The 20,727-nt window shown below is 38.8% G+C and carries 15 protein-coding genes; 7 read left to right on the forward strand and 8 right to left on the reverse strand.

The genetic code is table 11. From position 1 onward, the window contains the following. The first annotated feature begins 58 nt into the window (after positions 1-58). The 3 genes from FLEMA_RS74420 (at position 59) to FLEMA_RS74425 (ending at position 4,270) form a co-directional block, all read left to right on the forward strand. Positions 59-2,506 carry a carboxypeptidase regulatory-like domain-containing protein gene (locus FLEMA_RS74420; RefSeq protein WP_044173695.1) on the forward strand — a complete coding sequence of 816 codons (2,448 nt, stop codon included), beginning with the start codon at positions 59-61 and terminating at the stop codon, positions 2,504-2,506. A gap of 373 nt (positions 2,507-2,879) precedes the next feature. After that, positions 2,880-3,134, forward strand: a complete 255-nt coding sequence (locus FLEMA_RS0156150; protein WP_026997304.1) for an SWEET family sugar transporter — start codon at positions 2,880-2,882, stop codon at positions 3,132-3,134. 203 nt (positions 3,135-3,337) lie between these two features. Next, entirely contained in the window at positions 3,338-4,270 is a 933-nt protein-coding gene (locus FLEMA_RS74425) for a PorP/SprF family type IX secretion system membrane protein (protein ID WP_159102732.1), read from the forward strand. An 82-nt stretch (positions 4,271-4,352) separates the two neighbouring features. Here the strand turns inward: FLEMA_RS74425 and FLEMA_RS0156190 are convergent, their stop codons facing one another. After that, the gene (locus FLEMA_RS0156190; RefSeq protein ID WP_044173701.1) at positions 4,353-5,693 is read right to left on the reverse strand and encodes a thioredoxin fold domain-containing protein; all 1,341 of its coding nucleotides are present in this window, start codon (positions 5,691-5,693) and stop codon (positions 4,353-4,355) included. A gap of 1,116 nt (positions 5,694-6,809) precedes the next feature. On the opposite strand from FLEMA_RS0156190, the gene FLEMA_RS74430 reads away from it, so the two are divergent. The 4 genes from FLEMA_RS74430 (at position 6,810) to FLEMA_RS74445 (ending at position 14,036) form a co-directional block, all read left to right on the forward strand. After that, positions 6,810-9,557, forward strand: coding sequence for a 2-oxoglutarate dehydrogenase E1 component (locus FLEMA_RS74430; protein ID WP_044173703.1), 2,748 nt, complete (start codon positions 6,810-6,812; stop codon positions 9,555-9,557). A gap of 156 nt (positions 9,558-9,713) precedes the next feature. Then, positions 9,714-11,243 (forward strand): 2-oxoglutarate dehydrogenase complex dihydrolipoyllysine-residue succinyltransferase, encoded by a 1,530-nt coding sequence (gene odhB / locus FLEMA_RS74435; protein WP_044173704.1) that lies wholly within the window; start codon positions 9,714-9,716, stop codon positions 11,241-11,243. Positions 11,244-11,504: 261 nt separating this feature from the next. Further along, positions 11,505-12,908, forward strand: a complete 1,404-nt coding sequence (gene lpdA / locus FLEMA_RS74440; protein ID WP_044173707.1) for a dihydrolipoyl dehydrogenase — start codon at positions 11,505-11,507, stop codon at positions 12,906-12,908. Between the two features lie 372 nt (positions 12,909-13,280). Beyond that, entirely contained in the window at positions 13,281-14,036 is a 756-nt protein-coding gene (locus tag FLEMA_RS74445; RefSeq protein ID WP_044173709.1) for a hypothetical protein, read from the forward strand. Between the two features lie 48 nt (positions 14,037-14,084). On the opposite strand, the gene FLEMA_RS0156395 is transcribed toward FLEMA_RS74445, so the two are convergent. The 7 genes from FLEMA_RS0156395 to rsmA all read right to left on the reverse strand — a co-directional run bounded on the left by FLEMA_RS0156395 (position 14,085) and on the right by rsmA (position 20,591). Beyond that, positions 14,085-15,029 (reverse strand): D-2-hydroxyacid dehydrogenase, encoded by a 945-nt coding sequence (locus FLEMA_RS0156395; RefSeq protein WP_026997311.1) that lies wholly within the window; start codon positions 15,027-15,029, stop codon positions 14,085-14,087. Between the two features lie 20 nt (positions 15,030-15,049). Further along, positions 15,050-15,376 (reverse strand): nucleotide pyrophosphohydrolase, encoded by a 327-nt coding sequence (locus FLEMA_RS74450; RefSeq protein ID WP_044173712.1) that lies wholly within the window; start codon positions 15,374-15,376, stop codon positions 15,050-15,052. 87 nt (positions 15,377-15,463) lie between these two features. After that, the gene (locus FLEMA_RS0156410) at positions 15,464-16,384 is read right to left on the reverse strand and encodes a PhzF family protein (RefSeq protein ID WP_026997985.1); all 921 of its coding nucleotides are present in this window, start codon (positions 16,382-16,384) and stop codon (positions 15,464-15,466) included. Positions 16,385-16,689: 305 nt separating this feature from the next. Continuing rightward, positions 16,690-17,142 (reverse strand): D-aminoacyl-tRNA deacylase, encoded by a 453-nt coding sequence (gene dtd, locus FLEMA_RS74455; RefSeq protein WP_044173714.1) that lies wholly within the window; start codon positions 17,140-17,142, stop codon positions 16,690-16,692. Positions 17,143-17,178: 36 nt separating this feature from the next. Beyond that, positions 17,179-18,525 carry a magnesium transporter gene (gene mgtE, locus FLEMA_RS0156440; protein WP_026997986.1) on the reverse strand — a complete coding sequence of 449 codons (1,347 nt, stop codon included), beginning with the start codon at positions 18,523-18,525 and terminating at the stop codon, positions 17,179-17,181. 217 nt (positions 18,526-18,742) lie between these two features. Beyond that, entirely contained in the window at positions 18,743-19,777 is a 1,035-nt protein-coding gene (locus FLEMA_RS0156450) for an AI-2E family transporter (protein ID WP_026997313.1), read from the reverse strand. 1 nt (position 19,778) lies between these two features. Continuing rightward, complete coding sequence (gene rsmA, locus FLEMA_RS74460) at positions 19,779-20,591, reverse strand: 16S rRNA (adenine(1518)-N(6)/adenine(1519)-N(6))-dimethyltransferase RsmA (RefSeq protein ID WP_044173717.1); 813 nt, start codon at positions 20,589-20,591, stop codon at positions 19,779-19,781. Between the last annotated feature and the right edge of the window lie 136 nt (positions 20,592-20,727).

Consider the following 20,727-nt stretch of genomic DNA (forward strand, 5'->3'; position numbering starts at 1 on the left):
TTTATATACTGGATAAAATTTTCCGCCCAAATTGTAGTTGTCATAACCGTTTAGAAAAATGATTAATTTCAAGAAAATCGGCCTAATATTTCTTATTGCATTGCTTGTAGTATCAAAATTATCTGCCCAGTCACTGAAAGATGCCGAGGCTGAGTTTGATAGATTGAGCTATTTGAATGCAGCAGAAATGTTTGAACATGTGCTGAAAGGTAAACTTTCTGATACTGAAAAGCAGTCTGCTAAAGTTAAATTAGCTTATTCATATCGTCAGATTCATGATTCGCAAAATGCGGAAAGGGTCTATAAAGAATTGTTGGGTGGTACGGCCGATTTCTCTTCCGACCCCAAAGTATATCTTTATTATGCCCAAGCTTTGGCAACAAACGGAAAATACAAGGAGTCTCAGGAAATATATGAGAAATATAGCAAACTATCGGCCTCCGACAAACGAGGCTCTGGTTTTCAGAAACTCTATAAAAATGTTGAAAGCCTTAACCGAAATGCAGTTTGTTATAAAGTTGAATACCTCAACCTAAATACAGATAAGGCTGACTTTAGCCCGATGTATTACAAAAATGGTTTTGTCTTTAATTCGGGTAGAACCGAAGGCGTAGCTTTTAAAAGGGTATTTGCTTGGGACAATTCAAGATTTTTGGATTTATACTATTTGTCTGATATTAGCAAACTTACTACAACCCAGCCCGCGGGTGTAGGAGGAGCTACTGCCAATAATGAAAAAAAAGTAAAAGCTCCTTCGTATGTAGGCGATGACGAATATACTGCCCCTACACCCAACGACTCCAAAACAATAGGAACTTATGGTGGTGTCATGTACAAAGGGTATGGAGGGTATACCGAAACCCCAGTTACACAAAGCGAAGTATTTAGTAAAACACTCAATACCAAATACCACGAAGGGCCTCTGACTTTTACTAGCGATGCCAAAAAAATCTTGTTTACAAGAAATAATTATAACTCGGGTAGCTTTAAAACTAGTAACGACCGTATAAACAAACTCAAAATCTACACAGCCGAAGATACCAAAGGTGATGGCAAATGGGCAAATGTCAAAGAAGTATCATTCAATAACAACGAATACTCTACAGGACATCCTGCTTTATCAAAGGATGATAAATTACTCTATTTTGTTTCGGATATGCCTGGGGGCTACGGCGGAACAGATATTTATGTAGTAGACTATAACAATGGCAGTTTTGGTGCTCCTGTCAACCTTGGCCCCGAAATCAATACTGAAGGCAACGAAATGTTCCCGTTTGCTGATGAAAAAGGAAATCTCTATTTTTCATCTGATGGACACCCTGGATTAGGGGGATTAGATATTTTTTTTGTAGAACTGACTAATGGTACTAAGGTGAAAAGTAAAATCAAAAATCTTGGTACACCTATGAACTCCAATCAAGATGACTTTGGAATTATTACCGATGGCGAGCGTAAGCAAGGTTTTATTAGCTCAAACCGTAAACGAGGTGGTGCCGACGACGATATATATCGCTTTACACGTGAGTGCGACGAAAAACCTGAATGCCGAGAACTTAAAGTAATTGTATTTGATGCCGAATCAAAACTACCACTTGATAATGCCGATGTGGAGGTGTCTGCAGAAGGAAAATCTGAAATGAAAAAAACAGATTCAAATGGGACATTTAAAATTTGCTTAGATGAAGATAAATCTTATCTATTAAAAGCATCACGAGAAGGATATTTGCCAAATACAGTTGGCTATGCTGCCAAAGACGATAAAAACCAACAGTCAACACTAGATATTCCATTACAGCCACTTAAAGATGTGGAGGCCGATTCTTCATTAGCTAAAATGAATCCATCAGGAACGCCTAACCCAGCTTTACCTTGCAAAGTAACAACACTCCGAGGTCGTGTAACAGCTAGTAAAGATAAACGCCCGATAGAAGGTGTTGTGGTTACATTGAAAAATGAATGTGATGGTACAATTCAGCAAGTTGTTACTGGCCCCGACGGGCGTTACCAGTTTGATATTTGCGAAGGTTGTGATTACGATTTAGAGGCAGCCAAAGAAAACCTTGGTTCAAAAACTAATAAAATTAAAAAAGTTGGTAAAAACCCACCTGATTTTATCAATTCTAACTTGAGTATGTTTGAAGAAGGTGATGTGGTTTCTATCGATAATATTTACTACGACTATGGTCGATACAATATCCGTCCAGATGCAGCCAGAGAACTAGAAAAAGTGGTGGCGTTGATGAAACGTTATAAGAAAATGAGAATCGAACTTCGCTCTCATACCGATAGCCGTTCGTCTGCCGAGTTTAATCAAACTTTATCTGAAAACCGTTCTAAATCTGTGGTAAATTACCTGCGTAAACGTGGTATTGCAACCAATCGCTTAGAAGCCTCTGGCTATGGCGAAACCCAGCTTTTGAATGAATGTGCCGACGGTGTAGAATGTACCGAAGAACAGCATCAAACAAACCGTAGAACTGAATTTAAGGTTATACAGATGCAATAAACAAGCTTGATGCCAAAACGAGAGTCCGTGTTGAAGTTGTGTAACTTTTGCACGGACTTTTGCTATTTAATGACGTTTCAAAATAAGGTTATAACGGCCTCTTCAAGGCCTATATTTAACATAAGTAAGTGTCAAAATATTAATATCTTGATATTTGTTTGTAATTAATTGGTTATGAGTGGGTTGTGTAATTGTTGCTTGGTCGGTACAGTTGTTAGTACTTTGGTAGGGCTATCTATTATTCCAAAGGTATATACTAGACCTATATTTGAATTATTTTAATATTATTTCATGAAAATAGACTTGATATGGCACTTTTTATATAACTTTTCCGTTATATTTGTAACGAAATATAATTAAAATAAGAACAAAAATGGAAACACTCGGATATTTAGCAGGAATATTGACAACCGTTGCATTTATTCCACAAGTAATACAAATTTATAAGACAAAGTCAGCCAAAGATGTGTCGCTGGCCATGTTTTTACTTTTTACCTTAGGCGTTACCATGTGGCTTATTTATGGTATCAAAACAGCCGCATTTCCTGTAATTGCAGCCAATGCCGTTACTTTACTGTTGTCGTTGGTGATTTTGTATTTTAAATTCAAATACAGAAAAACAGTATAAAATAATCAATAGTTTATTGTAGCCAATCCTAGAACTACGATTCCTAATTACAGCAATTTTTGGTCTTGTCGTGAAGCCTTTCTGCCCAGTCGGTAGAGCGGCTTTTGTGTTTTATAAGCTTTTCTTTTGATTTAATAAGCATTGATAGTAATTTTCATTTTCGATTGTTTTTTATGCCAAATGATTCTATCAATAATCTTATTATGAACAAACCATCCTATCTTGTCAAACTCTTGCTATGTTTTATCTGCTTATATTCACTAAGTGCCACAGCACAGCAAGACCAGCTATATCTTACATATCCATTTTTACCTATGACCATCAACCCCGCCTATGCAGGGGCCAAAGAAGTTGTGAGTATGGCAGGTATTTATCGAAAAAGACCCTTATTTAGTGCCAATGGCGTAGCATCTACAACCCAGCAGTATTTTAACTTTGATATGCCGATTGCTCAAGACCGTATGGGAATAGGTTTTCAGGCTTATAATGCCGATCAAGCTGTAGGAATAGGAGGGAATTTGGCTGGTAATTTGGGCTTATACGGCGATTTTGCCTACCGTTTTGATATGCCTTCCGATGCTAAACTGGCCATAGGCTTACAAGCTGGTATAACGCAAGTTCCAGCAATATTTGTAGGTACAAACAACGGTGGTACAAGGTTTCGGTCGAGTTTGGGTTTAGGAGTATATTATAAAAACGATGATTGGTATGCTGGGTTATCAATGCCCAATATCAACGCAAGCGACAATTATGCAAGTCCTATGTTTTTGACATTGGGCTATTTATTTGACATTGGCGATGACCTAAAGCTAAAAGCAGGAACGCTAGTTCGTAGAATATCAAACGATTTGGTAAGTAGTACCGAGGTAGATTTTAATGGTGTGCTTTGGGTAAAAGAACGTGTTGGTATTGGCGTTTGGTATCAAAATACAGGCTCAGAGTTTGTTAATAAAGCTGTATTGGGGGCATTAGAAATCCAATTGAGTAAAATGCGAATAGGCTACTCGTATGATTTTAATGGAGCAAATTCAAATGCTGCCACTGGCTCGCCAGCCAATCAGGGTTTTCATCAAATCATGCTACGTTTTGACTTTGATGCAGGAAATGGTAAATCGGCATCGTTTAAATATTTCTAAATCGGGCTTCTGATGCCTTGGCTTGTATTTCCAACTCCACAAAGGTTTTTCTTCGCGGAGTTGGAAATAAGCCTCCCAAAACTTACTTCATTTTTTCCAGAGCAGAAGTGAATTTCTGGGTATCAATTTTCTCTTTTAAGGCCAACTCATAAGCTTTTTGTTCTATATCTAAAGCTTTTTGTTTATTACCCATCTTGAGCATCAATTGGGCATAAGAATGAAAATAGTCAGGATTTTGTACCAATTCTATAGCACGCTGAATCCAAGGAATAGCCTTTTCTAGTTTTGCGGTATTATCAACTTGCTCATAAAAAGCTTTTACTACATCGTTTAGCTCGTTGGCCGTTAGGCGGGCAAGCGTGTATTTACCATTTTTCTTGATATTTTGGTATAACGGAGCTCCTACACCTACAGAATCTTTGATGCCTAATTGATATGCTTGCATCATTTTCTCATATTCCCACATATCTTGTTTTCGGATACTCTCTACCTGAACAAACATCACATATTGGTCTAGGTAAACTTCAGCTGCATCCACAAACTTAGGAATATCTTTGATAGCCAAGTAAAACGTAAGTTTGTTTTTATCATTGACCCTGTCGGCCGAATTGGGTAATGCCCGCAAATTGGCTTGAAGAGCTTTTTCAAAGAGTTTTGTATTTTTTGTTTCGATAGCCTGATAAAAGAATTCGTTGATACTGGTAGAGAAAGCCTGATTCACCTTTTCTGTACCACCTTCAAACAAACCCTCTGCCTTTTCTCGGTATTTCAATAAGATTTCAAAGGCTTTACCATCAATCTTAAAACCATTGTTAACAATCAGACGGAGTGTTTTGTCGGCAGAATGTTGAATCGGCGTAAGCTCTTTTACATATTCTTCTACCAAATTCATGTTGTCCAAATTGTATCTCGAACGTTTGGCAATGTATTCATACAAAAACTCAGGATCACGTTTGCCCTCGTTATACGTTTTGTCAAGAACATAAATAGGTTTTGCATCCGACTGGTTGAGCAACACAAGGTCGGCTTCCTTCGATAAATCTACAGGCCCCAAATAGCCTTCTTGTTTATAGACCAAATTTTCGGTAGCATCTACAAAGAGGCAAGTAGGGTACGAGGTAATATTGTATCGTCGTGCTAGGGTAACACCAAACCCCTTTTCGGCATCTATTTTATAGTTGATAAATTTTGCGTTGAATTTGTCGCCCACAGATGCTTCCGAGAACGTTTTTTTGTCCATCTCTTTACAAGGTCTACACCAAGTAGTATAAATATCAACAAAGATGAGCTTATTCTGAGCTTTGGCTTGGTTCAGTACATTTTGCCAATCGTCTTGCCGAAAAATAATCCCCTGTGAGAAGGTCTGAGTATTGACCAAAACAAAGGCAATAAAACAGATTTGCGACAGGTAATTTGATTTCATTGTTTTTAATGGGTTAAATAAGGAAAAATCACTGTGGTATCTAAATCCGATATTCTCATGAATGTATGTAAGAACCAACCTATACAGATGTGTTTGGTTCAAGAAATAATATCCGAAAATATTATAATTTCTTCATACTGGCTATATATTCTTCAATAACTTCCAGTGTACTATAATGAAACAAGCTATCTAAACATATCACAACAACTAGATTTGTACCAAAGATAATCTTTGTAAACCAACCTAACTAATATACTGAAAAGTCTTGATAAACAGCTAGTCAGCTTAAAAAAACTTCCATAACGAGCTAGAGTAATGTTATGATTAGATACCCTTGGCCGCACAAATTGAATATTGAGCTATGAGTTTTGTAGTATTTGTGCAAAAATATATAGATAAAACACAACAATGGCCTCAGGAGTCAGGATAGCCCTCCTGATGGTATAATTCGTTTTTGAAAAATAAAATTTTGTATTGGGAATATTCTTTTTTACCAACAAGTTTATTGGACATAAGCGGGTTGGGTCAAAAACCTGTTTGCAAGCCCAATGGCTGGGTAAATAGCCAATACGAAGGTTTTAAAAAATAAGAAATAGTTATTGTATTGGTAAAAGAAGAGCCAAATACGTGCCAAATTTAGCCCAAGGAAGTATCGTTTTGATAAAAAATAAGAAGCATATCTATTTCATAACTAAAATATAATCAAGCCTGCTACAAGCTAAAGTGCTGACCATGTTCATATTTTTCATAAAAAAATGCTAAACAAGACCATCTATGTTTACATTTGCATTATAAAAAAAGTAGGGACTTCGTAGGAGAATAGGCTTTGGACAAAACTAGCAAAAGAGTTGTTATTTAGGGTAAAAATTGTACTTCTCTAAGAAATGAAGAAATTTAGGAGTGTTATTTTGACTACTATATTAATTTGGCAAAATTCCTGCAAAAAACAAATAAATTTTTATGTTTTAATTAGCAGGCATAGCGTAACTTTGCCAAAATTATCCCGATAATTTTGATATATTAAATCCAGCAAACCAATCTCTTTTGTACTTTATTCGTGCACTATGTAAGATACTTTACGAATAAGTTTAACAAATATAACGATTAACGCCAGTTATGGACCAATTTTCATACATTGCCAACGCCGATACTGCGGTAATTTCAGACTTGTACGAGTCGTACCAGCAAGACCCTAATTCGGTTGATGTCAGTTGGCAGAACTTTTTCAAAGGTTTTGATTTTCATGCTTCTTGGAGTGGCAATGCCAGTGCCAATGGAGTAGCGTCGGGGGTAGCCCCAGCAACAGCCGATGCTTCAATGATTCAAAAAGAAATGTCTGTAATCAGCTTGATTAAGGCATTTAGATCAAGAGGACATTTGTTGGCAAAAACCAACCCTGTTCGTGAACGCAAAGACCGTCGTCCACGCCTTGATTTGAAAGATTATGCTCTTTCAGAGGCAGATTTGGACACTGTATTTCAGGCAGGCGGTTTCCTTGGAATAGGCCCTGCTTCGCTCCGTAAAATTGTAGAATCATTACATAAAATTTATGCAGGTTCTATTGGGTTTGAATATTCTTATATCAGAGAGGCAGATGTAAAAGAGTGGCTTCGCAACAAGATTGAGAAAGAAGCTTTGACTTTTAATCCGTCGGTAGAAGAGAAAAAACAAATTCTTCAAAAATTAAACGAAGCGGTTGTTTTTGAAAACTTCCTTGGAACAAAATATTTAGGTCAAAAAAGATTCGGTTTGGAAGGTGGCGAAAGCACCATCCCAGCTCTTGATGCTATCATCAACCGCTCGGCTGAATTAGGCGTAAAAGAAGCAATGATTGGTATGGCTCACCGTGGTCGTTTGAACGTACTAGCCAATATCATGCACAAATCTTACGCGGCTATTTTTGATGGTTTTGAAGGTAATATCCCCGACCAAATTCATGGCGATGGCGACGTAAAATATCACCTTGGATATTCTTCTAAACATATTTCTCCATCGGGTGCCGAAATTTCATTGAAATTAGCTCCTAACCCTTCTCACCTAGAAGCCGTAAACCCATTGGTTGAGGGTTTTTGCCGTGCAAGTGCCGATGCTCATTATGAAAGCGATTACGACAAAGTATTGCCGATTTTGATTCATGGCGATGCGGCTGTAGCAGGCCAGGGGATTGTCTATGAAGTAACTCAAATGGCAAAACTCCGTGGTTATGAAACAGGAGGAACTATTCACTTTGTGATTAACAACCAAGTTGGTTTTACCACCGACTTTGAGGATGCTCGTTCGGCTATCTATTCGACAGACGTTGCTAAAATTATTGACGCACCAGTTTTCCACGTCAATGGCGACGACCCTGAAGCAGTAGTGTTTGTTTCTAAAATGGCTGCCGAGTTCCGTCAACAGTTCAACCGTGATGTGTTTATTGATATGGTTTGTTACCGTAGAAATGGCCACAACGAATCGGATGAACCTAGATTTACACAACCTACATTGTATATGAATATCACGAATCATCCCAACCCTCGTGAAATTTATACGCAAAAATTGATTACTCGTGGCGATATTGATGCTCAGTTGGCTTCACAGATGGATTCTGAATTTAAAGCTGAACTTCAGGCTCGATTAGACCAAGTAAAACAAAAAATTCGTCCAGAATATGTACCTCTAAAATTGGATAATCGTTGGGCCGACCTTCGTTATGCAACACCAGAGGATTTTGAGAAATCGCCTAAAACAGGAATCTCGAAAGAAACAATTGATAAAATTGCTGAAGCTTTAACCAAATTGCCAGCAGGTTTTCATGCCTTAAAGCAAATTGAAAAAGTATTGGCCGACCGTAAGGCATTCTTCCAAAATGGTCAATTAAACTGGGCTACAGCCGAAGCATTGGCGTATGGTTCATTGCTTTTAGAAGGAAAAGTGGTTCGTGTATCGGGTCAGGATGTACAAAGAGGTACGTTCTCGCACCGTCATGCTGTATTGCATGATGCCGAAACCAACGATTCTTATACTTCATTGAACTTTATTGAAGAAGGCCAAGAACAACTTCAGATTTATAACTCATTATTATCTGAATATGGTGTATTAGGGTTCGATTTTGGATACGCCTTGGCCAATCCAGATGCTTTGGTTATTTGGGAAGCTCAGTTTGGTGACTTCTCGAATGGAGCTCAAACCATGATTGACCAGTTTATTTCTTCTTGCGAGTCGAAATGGGGTACAATGAACGGTTTAGTGATGCAGTTGCCGCATGGCTATGAAGGACAAGGCCCAGAACACTCAAATGCTCGTCCAGAACGTTATTTGCAACTAGCAGCCGAAGAAAACATCGTAGTCGCTAACTTGACAACGCCAGCCAATATTTTCCACGCATTGCGTCGTCAGTTGGCATGGGAGTTCCGTAAGCCATTGGTGATTATGTCTCCAAAATCTTTGTTCCGTCATCCAAAAGTAGTTTCTCCAATCGAAGAATTCATAGATGGATCATTCCAAGAGGTTTATCCCGACACATTTGCTGATGCCAAAAAAGTGAAAAAAGTGTTGTTATGTTCGGGTAAAGTATACTTTGATTTGTTGGAAAAACAATTGAAAGACGACCGTAAGGATGTTGCCATTGTTAGAATCGAGCAGTTGCATCCATTCCCAACAACGCAAGTAAACGCCGAATTGGCCAAATATCCTAAAGCAAAAGTATACTGGGTACAAGAAGAACCAGAAAATATGGGATATTGGTCGTTTGTTATTCGTGAATTTGGTTGGAAACCGTTTGAAGGTTTAGTTGCTCGTAAAAAATCAGCATCACCTGCAACAGGCTTCTTGAAAGTTCATAACGAAGAGCAAGCTGCATTAGTAGAAAAAGCATTTGCTTAATAGAATAAAACTTCCCGAAAGTTGAAAACTTTTGGGAAGTTTCCGTTATTTGCCAATAGCTATTGGTACAAAGAATAATACAGAACATTTTACATAAATTGAAGATTGGGTTTGAAAAAACTTCAAAATCTGAATTCTAAAAGATAAATTAAAAAAATGGCAATCGAAATGAAAGTTCCGCCAGTAGGCGAGTCGATAACTGAGGTCACTATTGCCTCATGGAATAAAAAAGATGGGGATGTCGTGAAAATGGATGAGGTGCTATGTGAATTAGAATCAGACAAAGCTACGTTTGAATTACCTGCCGAAGCGGAGGGTGTATTGAGAATCGTAGCAAAAGAAGGTGATACCTTACCTATTGGTGCAGTTATTTGTACTATTGAGGCGGCGGGTGTAGCAACTGTAGCTCCAGTAGCAGCTCCTGCTCCAGTAGTAACGGCGCCTGTTGCTGCTCCAGTGGCTGTGGCTACAGAATCAAAAGTTATCGAAATCAAAGTTCCTGCTGTAGGTGAGTCTATTACTGAAGTAACGGTTTCTTCTTGGAACAAAAAAGAAGGCGATACCATCAATATGGACGAAGTGCTTTGCGAGTTAGAATCGGACAAAGCTACTTTTGAATTACCTGCTGAAGTGGCTGGTGTTCTACATATCGTTGCCGACGCTGGTACAACTTTACCAATTGGAGGCTTAGTAGCTACTATTACAGTGGGTGCTGGTGCAAGTGTTGCAGCCCCTGTGGCGGCAGCTCCTGTAGCTCCTGTAGCTGCGGCTACTTCCGAGGCCAACTATGCTGCTGGACATGCTTCGCCTGCTGCAGCTAAAATTTTGGCTGAAAAAGGTGTTGACGCTGCGGGTGTACAAGGCTCAGGTGTAGGTGGAAGAATTACCAAAGAGGATGCTCAAAATGCTCAGAAAGCTGCTCCTGTGGCTGCTCCAGTAGCTCCAAAAGCAGAAGCTCCAGTGGTAGCGGTTGCTTCGATAGGCTTGAGAGGCGAAAGAAGAGAAAAAATGACTTCGCTTCGTAAAACAGTAGCTCGCCGTTTGGTGCAGGTGAAAAATGAAACAGCTATGTTAACTACCTTCAACGAGGTAGATATGAAGCCAATCATGGATTTACGTGCCAAATACAAAGATAAATTCAAAGAAAAACATGGCGTAGGCTTGGGCTTTATGTCGTTCTTTACAAAGGCTGTTTGCGTTGCTTTAAAAGAATACCCAGCCGTAAATGCTTCTATTGATGGCGATCAAATTGTTTACCACGATTTCTGTGATGTATCTATTGCGGTATCTGCCCCAAAAGGATTAGTTGTGCCTGTAATCCGTAATGCAGAACAGTTGTCGTTGGCAGGTATCGAATCGGAAGTAATCAGATTGGCTACCCGTGCAAGAGACAATAAGTTAACTTTGGAAGAAATGACTGGCGGTACATTCACAATTACCAATGGTGGTGTATTTGGCTCGATGTTGTCTACTCCAATTATCAATGCTCCACAAGTAGCAATTTTGGGTATGCACAATATTGTTGAGCGTGCTGTAGTAGTAGGTGGCCAAGTGGTGGTACGTCCTATTATGTATGTGGCTCTTTCTTACGACCACCGTATTATCGACGGTCGTGAGTCGGTAAGTTTCTTAGTACGTTTAAAACAACTATTAGAAGACCCTACTCGTTTATTATTAGACGTTTAGTTTTTATAGATATTCTTTTGGCAAAGACACGTAATGCGTGTCTTTGCTTTTTTGATTAAAATACTTTGAATAACAATGCTAAGCCAGCAATCGGGCTGGAGGTATATTACAAACAGCTATTCATCAATAACTAATTGTTTTTTACCCATTAAGCCAATTGTTATTAATCAGAATAGTGAACTTTTTTCTGATTACTTCTATTACAAATTTACCAACTATTGATAAAGAGCTATTTGGCTCACAACTAGAAATTAAAATATTATGCAATACGACGTAATAGTTATCGGCTCTGGTCCTGGTGGTTATGTGGCCGCCATTCGTTCAGCTCAATTGGGCTTAAAAACTGCTATCATCGAAAAATACTCGGTATTGGGCGGTACATGTTTGAACGTTGGATGTATTCCTTCAAAAGCATTGTTGGATTCATCAGAGCATTTCTACAATGCAAAGCACTCATTTGCTGAACATGGTATTGAAATAGATACGCCAAAAGTGAATATTGGTCAGATGATTAATCGCAAAAAGGGCGTTGTTGAGAAAATGAACAACGGTATCAACTTTTTGATGAAAAAAAATAAAATTACGGTTTATAATGGTTTAGGTTCATTTGTTGATAAAAATACAGTGAATGTAGCCAAGCTAGACGGTACTTCTGAGCAAATCACTGGTAAAAATGTTATTATTGCTACTGGTTCAAAACCAACTGTTTTACCATTTATTCCTGTTGACAAAAAACGTGTCATTACTTCTACCGAGGCATTGAATTTACAGGAAGTACCAAAACATTTGATTGTAATTGGTGCAGGTGTAATTGGTGCTGAATTGGGTTCGGTATATGCTCGTTTAGGCTCAAAAGTAAGCTTTGTAGAATTTGCTGATTCTATGATTCCTACTATGGACAAAACAATGGGTAAAGAGCTTCAAAAAGCTATCAAAAAATTAGGAGCTGATTACTACTTTAGCCACAAAGTAACGGGGGTTGTCAATAATGGCGACGACGTTACTGTAACAGCTAAAAATGCCAAAGACGAAGACGTTCAAATTACTGGCGATTATGTTTTGGTATGTATTGGTCGTCGCCCTTATACCGACGGACTAAACCTTGCTGCTGCGGGGCTTGCTGCTGACCAAAGAGGTAAATTGGAAGTAGATGAACATACCCTCCAAACCAATGTAGCAGGTATTTATGCTATTGGCGATGTTATTCGTGGAGCTATGTTGGCTCACAAAGCTGAAGAAGAAGGAGTATTTGTTGCAGAAACAATTGCTGGACAAAAACCTCATATCAACTATAATTTGATTCCTGGCGTTGTTTATACTTGGCCAGAAGTGGCTTCGGTAGGACAAACCGAAGAGGAATTAAAAGCATCTGGACGTGCTTATAAAGCTGGTTCGTTCCCATTCAAAGCATTGGGTCGTGCTACTGCTTCTATGGATACCGATGGGCTGGTGAAGGTTTTGGCTGATAAAGCTACTGACGAAATTTTGGGCGTTCACATTATCGGTGCAAGAGCCGCCGATATGATTGCAGAAGCTGTTGTTGCAATGGAATACCGTGCTTCGGCAGAGGACGTAGCTCGTATGTCTCATGCTCACCCAACTTATACCGAAGCAATGAAAGAGGCTTGCTTGGCTGCTACCGAAAATAGAGCTATTCATGCTTAATTGCCTTTGTAGGGGAGTGAAAGTAAGGTGTGGTAAAATAGTTTTAGCATTATTCGTTAATCTCTCGTTACAAAATAAGGTTAAATTTCAGAATTAAAGAGCTGATTGAGTATTAATTACGCTCAAAACTCTGCACTGATATTGATGCCCTCGTCAAGTAATATTGGCGAGGGTATTTTTATGTCAAAAATATTGGGCTCTGATTTAACCCATAAATATTGAGAGACACAGGAATGTATCAGCTTAGAATAATGATGATAAATATCATTATCGCTATATTATTTTTTTGAAACTGATGGGCTTTTTCTTAGCTTTGGGCTTTCGCCACTAGCTTGTCAAGAGCTAAGGTATTAATTCTGTCCAAAAAGCATCATGAAAAAACTAACTATTCTCGCATTATCATTTTCTGTAATTGTAGCGTGTAAATCCAATACAAGTTCTGAAAAACAACAAGATACTACACAGGCGGTTGCTCAAACTGATACCACAGCAATACCCGTAGGTGAAACTTTGTGGCTCGATGATGTAATTGCTTGTGGTGATTATGATGGTTTAGTGAAAAAGTATGGTACCGAAAATATCGAGAAAAAAGCTACCGTTACCACTGGTGAGGGTTCGTTTGAAGTAACCAAGCTTTATCCAAATACAGTAAAAGAAGTAGAGATTTATTGGAAAGATGGTAAAGAGTACAAAAAAATCCAAGATGCCTTAGCAAGGTTACAGCTCAGCGACGACAAACCTTTGTTGGGGTCGCCTTGGGCTTCAAAAAGTGGTATTAGGCTGGGAATGAAGTTATCGGAAGTAATAAAAGCCAACGGAAAAACCTTTACCATTACGGGCTTAGGCTGGGATTTGGGTGGAATGGTTGTTAGTTGGGAAGGAGGTACACTAGGAACAAGAAATATCAATGTTCGTTTTGATGACTATAGTACCAACAATGGTGGCCTTTCGTCTGAGCAATATGCCGATATTTCGGGCGATCGGGAGTTTGATGTAAACCACCCTTCTATCCAAAAGCTTGACCCTATTGTAAGCCAAGTATCGGTGTTTGCTAAACCCGAAATAGATAAGGCTTTGGGAAATAAAATGTTGAAGCAAGTAGAAGAAAAACAAATGCCCAAGCATTAATTATTTGCAGAGCTATCGAGCTTAGTCTCGGTAGCTCTGCAAATATGTTTAAAATACTTGATTGATAGGGTTATTTTCTTGAAATGCCAAGATATTTCTATAGAGAATATCTACAATACGTTGCCGAGCTTCAAAGCTTATCCAAGCATTGTGTGGTGTAATAATACAATTTTTTGCCATTACAAGGGGGTTATTGATGCCAGGAGGTTCTTGAGTTAGCACATCCAAGGCTGCTCCAGCAATAATACCTGTATTAAGGGCATCGGCAAGGTCTTGCTCAATAATAAGCTGTCCACGAGAGGCATTGATAAGATAGGCACTTTTTTTCATGGTAGCGAGCAATTGACTGTTTACAAAGCCAGTATTGTCGGGTGTGGCGGGGCAGCATAAGGTAATAAAGTCACTTTCTGCAAATACTGCTTCCAAACTTTTGGCTTCAAAAGTTACCGTTTTGGGACTTCTCGAATAGTAGATAACTTTCATTCCAAATGCTTCTGCAATACGACCTGTTTGTTCGCCAATACGACCCATCCCAACAATTCCCAATGTTTTATGAGCTAGTTCAATGATAGGGGCATGCGAAAAACACCAGTCTATTGCAGTAGCCCATGCTCCATTTTTTACTGATACACTATTTTTGCCTACATGGTTGCTGAGTTCGAGCAAAAGAGCAAAAATATGTTGAGCTACCGAGGCCGTGCCATAGGCAGGTACATTACACACTACAATTCCCTGTTGCTGTGCCGTTTTTGTATCAATACTATTATAGCCTGTTGCGGCTACTGCAATAAGTTTGAGCGAAGGCAAAGCCCTGAGCGTATTGGCATCAAAAGGCACTTTATTGGTAATCACCACTTCGGCCTCTTTACAACGTTCAAGCACCAAATCTTGAGGTGTTCGGTCATAGTATATTACGTTGCCGAGTGAGTCAAAATAGTGTTTGTCAATATCATTGCTGTGAAGTGTAAAGCCATCAACGATAATAATTTTCATAGCATATTTGTCAAAAAGGTTTATTTCAATTTTTCATTTTCGAGGTGTCGAGTAGCATCTCTTTGAGTTTTTTTATCCAGATTTTTCTGGAGAGCTGCCGTCAAATCTATACCCGTTTGGTTGGCGAGGCATATTAATACAAACAAAACATCGGCCATTTCATCGCCCAAGTCTTTGTTTTTATCTGATTCTTTTTCCGACTGTTCGCCATATCGGCGAGCAATAATTCTGGCTACTTCGCCTACCTCTTCAGTAAGCATAGCCATATTGGTAAGCTCGTTGAAATAGCGAACACCAATAGTTTTTATCCAATTGTCTACTGTATCTTGTGCTTCTTTGATTGTCATGTTGATATTTTTTATGGGGCAAAAATACTAGAACCTTGTTATAAGAAGGTTTTTTTAGTACATATTCTTCTTGAATATAATCGATGCTTAGGCAATATACCAAGAACCTTCAGCAACAAGTTGGGTTTTTCCACCCACATTGATTTCGTACTGATTGTCTTGAGCCGTTCCATTGATATATAGATAAGAATTACGGTTCATTTGGAAACCTTGTTCTACGATAGCATCGAGCGGACTTTGTTGGTATTTGAGAAGATAAGCCAAAAAACATCCATTGGCACTGCCTGTGGCAGCATCTTCCGAAACCCGACCGTTTTCCAGTAAAATCATTCTGGTGTTAAAGTCATGATTGGGTTGGTATGTTTCGGTGGTGAAAAAGAACAAAGACGTAGAATGCCCCGTGGTACTGTTAGTTCGGTATTTGTTTCTTTTAAAAAGAAATTGTTGAATAGTCGCATAGTCAAAGCGGAGGCTTTCCATTGCTTTCAGATGAGCCAAAGGAATAATAATATAAGGCAATCCCGTACTAATCTCTTGAATAGGCAATGACGTGTTGAGGTATTCGGCAGGAATGCCTAGCTCTTGTGTTATGGTTGCATGAGCAAATGTTTCTCTGAATTCGGGTTGAGCCTGACGCATGGCAAGAATACTCGTATCAATATTGTTGGGCTGTGCAATAGTTATTGCTATATCGCTATGTGCCAATTCCAGTGTTAATGTTGAAGGAACATGAGGTAATAGAAATTTAGCAATAATATAGCTTGTACCAATAGAGGGATGTCCTGCAAATGGTACTTCATGTTCAGGCGTAAAAATCCGAACAACAAACCGATTATTACCTTTATCTTTTTTGATAAAAGTAGTTTCGGCAAAGTTGATTTCGGTGGCCATTTGTTGCATCAAGCTATCCGAAATTTGATTTTCTAAATCCATAAACACAGCCAACTGATTTCCTTCGTATTGTTGGGTTGCAAAAACATCGACGATATAATAAGGTATTTTTTTCATGGTATCAAAAGAGGAATAAGTCGGATTATTAAAGTTTTGTTTAAGTTTTTTGGATGTTAACTTGGTGATAGTTAGGTTTTTGTGTTTTGTACTGGGTTTTGGTATTTTTATAGATATTGTTTTTATGCCAAAAGCAAGAGGAGAGGTTCTGAAAGATTGGACGAACGGGCTTATACCCCAATAGTATTACACTACCTTTTTACAAAATTCTATTATGAATATTGCCTAATTCTTCTTTGCGAAAATCGGGTTGAAGATAGTGTAACCTACTACAGTTTTGACGATGATAGATTGGCTTTTGGGACTTATATTCGGTTTTTGCTGTCGATAATAATGGTTACGGGGCCATCGTTGATGAGAGATACCTGCATGTCGGCTCCGAATGTACCTGTTTGGATAGGCTTTCCCAAATCTTTTTGTAATTGTACAATCATTGCCTCGTACAAAGGAATAGCCACATCGGGGCGGGCGGCTTCAATAAAACTTGGCCTATTGCCCTTTTTGGTAGAAGCATGTAGTGTAAACTGGCTAACCAGTAAAATATCGCCTTGAATAGCGGTAATATCGAGGTTCATTTTTCCTTCATCGTCCGAAAAAACACGCATTCCCACAATCTTTTTAGAAAGCCACTCCAAATCTTCTTGGGTATCGTTGTGGGTAATACCCAACAAAACTAAAAAGCCTTGTTTGATAGCACCTTTTAGCTGTTGGTCGATACTCACAGAGGCTTCCGAAACACGTTGTATTACTGCTACCATACTATAGTAAAAATCAAAAAATGGATAAAAAAGCTTTTATAGTAAAAAATAAACAATCATAAAATAAACACCATAACCCAGCAAGTCGTTGGTAGTGGTAATAAATGGCCCAGAAGCTACCGCAGGGTTAATATTGAAGCGGTTGAGTACCAAAGGCGTAATAGTTCCCATGAGCGAGGCCAGCATCACAATCGAGAAAATCGAGAGGGACATCACTAAAGAAATATTGTTTTCGTGTTCTAGTACCAATGTTCCTAAAAAGGCAAATGTAGCGGCAATCAAGCCGTTCATTAAGGCCACTACTAGCATTTTCCGCAGGCGGTCGCCCAAAGAGGTATTAATCCCCGATTTGTCGGCCAAACTCTGAACAATCAAAGCCGAAGATTGAATTCCGACATTGCCCCCTGTAGAGCCTATCAGTGGAATAAATGCTGCCAATGCAGGAGTATTAGATACTTCACCGTCGAAAATACCGATAATTTTGGCCGCCATAAAGCTACCTGTCATACCCGCCAAAAGCCAAGGAAGGCGTGAACGTACCAACATCCATACAGAGTCATCTTCTTCTACATCTTCCGAAATACCAGCCATAGCTTGGACATCTTCTTGGGCTTGTTCGGTAATAAAATCCACCACGTCGTCGATAGTAATACGACCCAAAAGGCGGCCTTGGATATTTACCACAGGTACAGCGTCGAGGTCATATTTCTGCATAATATCGGCTACTTCTTCGCCTTTGGCGGTAGTTTTTACCGAAACAATATCTTCCGTATAAATATCGGCAATTTTAGACCCCCTTTTGGCCAAGATAATTTTCTTCAAAGAAGCCCTTCCCAATAAGGTATTGTCATCGTCGACCACATATACCGAATACACATTTTCAACATCTTCGGCTTGTCGTCTAATTTCTTCTACACATTCAGTAACACTTTGCTTTACATTGATTTTTACCAACTCTTTTTGCATCAAGCCCCCTGCACAATCTTCATCGTAGTGCATAAGGTCGATAATAAAGCGAGCCTGTTCGCGGTCTTTTAAAAAAGCTATTACTTCTTCACGGATATTAACGGGCTGCTCGTTGAGCATATCCACAGCATCGTCCGAGTCGAGGAGGTTGACATATTCCGCAATTTCTTGTGAAGAAAAGTTTTTGAGAAATTTTTTACGGTCGTTGGGGTCAAGGTTTACGATGATTTCGGCGGCCAATTTGGTGTCTAAAAGTGTTACCAAATAGCGAGATTCATCGCCATCTAATTCATATAAAATAGAAGTGATATCAGCCGGGAATAGTTCTTCCATCTCAAGTTTGATAAAAGTATCATCTTGTTGAGAAATTGCTGCCTGTATCTTTTCTAAATACTCTTTCGTTAGCTCAAAAGGCAGATGTTGATTCGTTAATTCCATTGCTGATTAATAGAGATAAATGAGGCTTTGGACAAAAGCATATATCGAGAAATACCAAATTTGAATAGAAAGTCTTATTTTTCAAATAACTTTCAGAGAATATAATGTTTCCTTAATGTTGTGTATCAATAAATTGAGGGAATAAGGTAACTAATGGTTTGATAATCATATAGATAAATTAATTATTACAGTTGTTTTACTGTTCGTCACTGTCTGGGTCTACTATAAACTCTTGATGATAGAATTTTGTTAATAGCAAAAACATTGAAATCAAAATAGGGCCAAAAATCAAGCCCATAAATCCCCAAAGTTGTACGCCAATAATAACCCCAAACAACGTAATAAGTGGGTGGGTATCGCCTAGTTTATTTTGTAGCCAAATCCTGAAAATATTATCGACCGACCCAATCACAAAGAACCCATAAAGGAGCATAATAGTGCCTTTGATAGGCTCATTGTTGGCAAATAACAAAATCGAAACGGGTATATAAGCCAACGCCGACCCCAAAATAGGAATCATCGAAACAATACATGTAACAAAAAACCATAACCAAGCATTAGGTACTCCCAAAATCAGGTATATCAACAGCCCTGTTGCCCCTTGAATAATCCCAATTACTGGAATTCCGATGGCATTAGAAAATACCAGCTTGTTTAATTCTGCCAAAAGAGCCTTGGCATTGTCAAGGTTTAGAGGGGTAATATTCAGTAATGTTTTTTCTAATAGCTCTCGTTCTTTGAGCATAAAATACAACATCAGGTAACTTAAAAATATACCCGTAATGCTATTTAAAGTACCATTGAGTACTTGGGTAGCCCCTTGGGTGAGCCAGCTAGCAACCTTGTCTAACGATTTTTCATCCAAGATATTGAGGTTATATTTTAGTTCCAATTGCTCAATAAAACCTTTTACCGTTTTGAAAAAAGCTCCATATTGGTCGAGAGCCAGCGTATGGCCATCAAATAAAACCTGTGCCACAAAATACAAGGGCAATAGCAAGGTAAGAAACGACCCTACCATAACAATAGCAATAGCCACATTTCTCGAAAGTTGCCAACGTTTTTCCATTGTAATAACCCAGTTGCCTAGCAAAATATTGAGGGTATAAGCTCCCAATAAGGCAGGAATAAAGCTATTGAGATGGAAAACCAAAAGCCCCCCCAACACAAAAATACAGGAAAGCAGGGCTATTTGTCTAAGTAAGGTATTGGAAAGGGCTTGAAATTTCATGTTATTCTTCGTCTTCAGAAGTAGCGGGTTCGTCTTTTATTTCAATAACCTTTGTACCAATCATATTAGTTAATTCAACAAACTCGGCAACGCCCAATTGTTCGGCTCTTTTACTGAGCAATGGATGTTCGGCAATTTGCATAGCCCTGAGGGCATTTCTCAAGGTTTTGCGACGTTGATTAAAGCCCATTTTTACCACTGCAAAAAACTTCTTTTCGTCGCAACCCAAATCGGTAACATTATTTCTTTTTAAGCGAATTACACCCGAATTTACTTTTGGAGGTGGGTCAAAAGCCCCAGGCCCAAGCGAGAAACTATATTCAATATCATAAAATGCCTGTAGCAAAACACTCAAAATACCATAATCTTTATTGCCTGGTTTTGAGGCAATACGCACGGCTACTTCTTTTTGGAGCATTCCCACTATTTCAGGGATTAACTCTTTGTTTTCGAGTACTTTAAAAAATATTTGAGATGAAATATTATACGGAAAGTTACCCACAATGCCAAATATCTGCCCGCCCATTAGTTCACGGAGGTTGATATGCAGAAAGTCTGCCGAATGAATACGAGGAGTGAGGCTTGGGTAATGTACTTTGAGGTATTCGACCGACTCACGGTCGAGTTCTACCACCGATGTTTCGTATTCGGTATGTTGCAACAAATATTGAGTTAAAACGCCCATACCAGGGCCAATCTCTAGGACTTGGTTGTAACCACCATGACAAGACATCAGCTCTACAATTCGCTGTGCTGCCGATAAGTCACGCAAGAAATGCTGACCTAAGTTTTTTTTTGCTCTTACCTTCTCCAAATTATCATTGAATCTTTATGTCATTGGCCATGCTTTTGTACAAAGCTTAGATACCAGACGACGCATCTTTAAATTTATTCCATAAAATTACGCCGAATTTTGTAGTTTTAAGGTATAATCCCTTTGAGAATTGATA

This window comes from Flectobacillus major DSM 103, assembly GCF_000427405.1.
Lineage (GTDB): Bacteria > Bacteroidota > Bacteroidia > Cytophagales > Spirosomataceae > Flectobacillus > Flectobacillus major.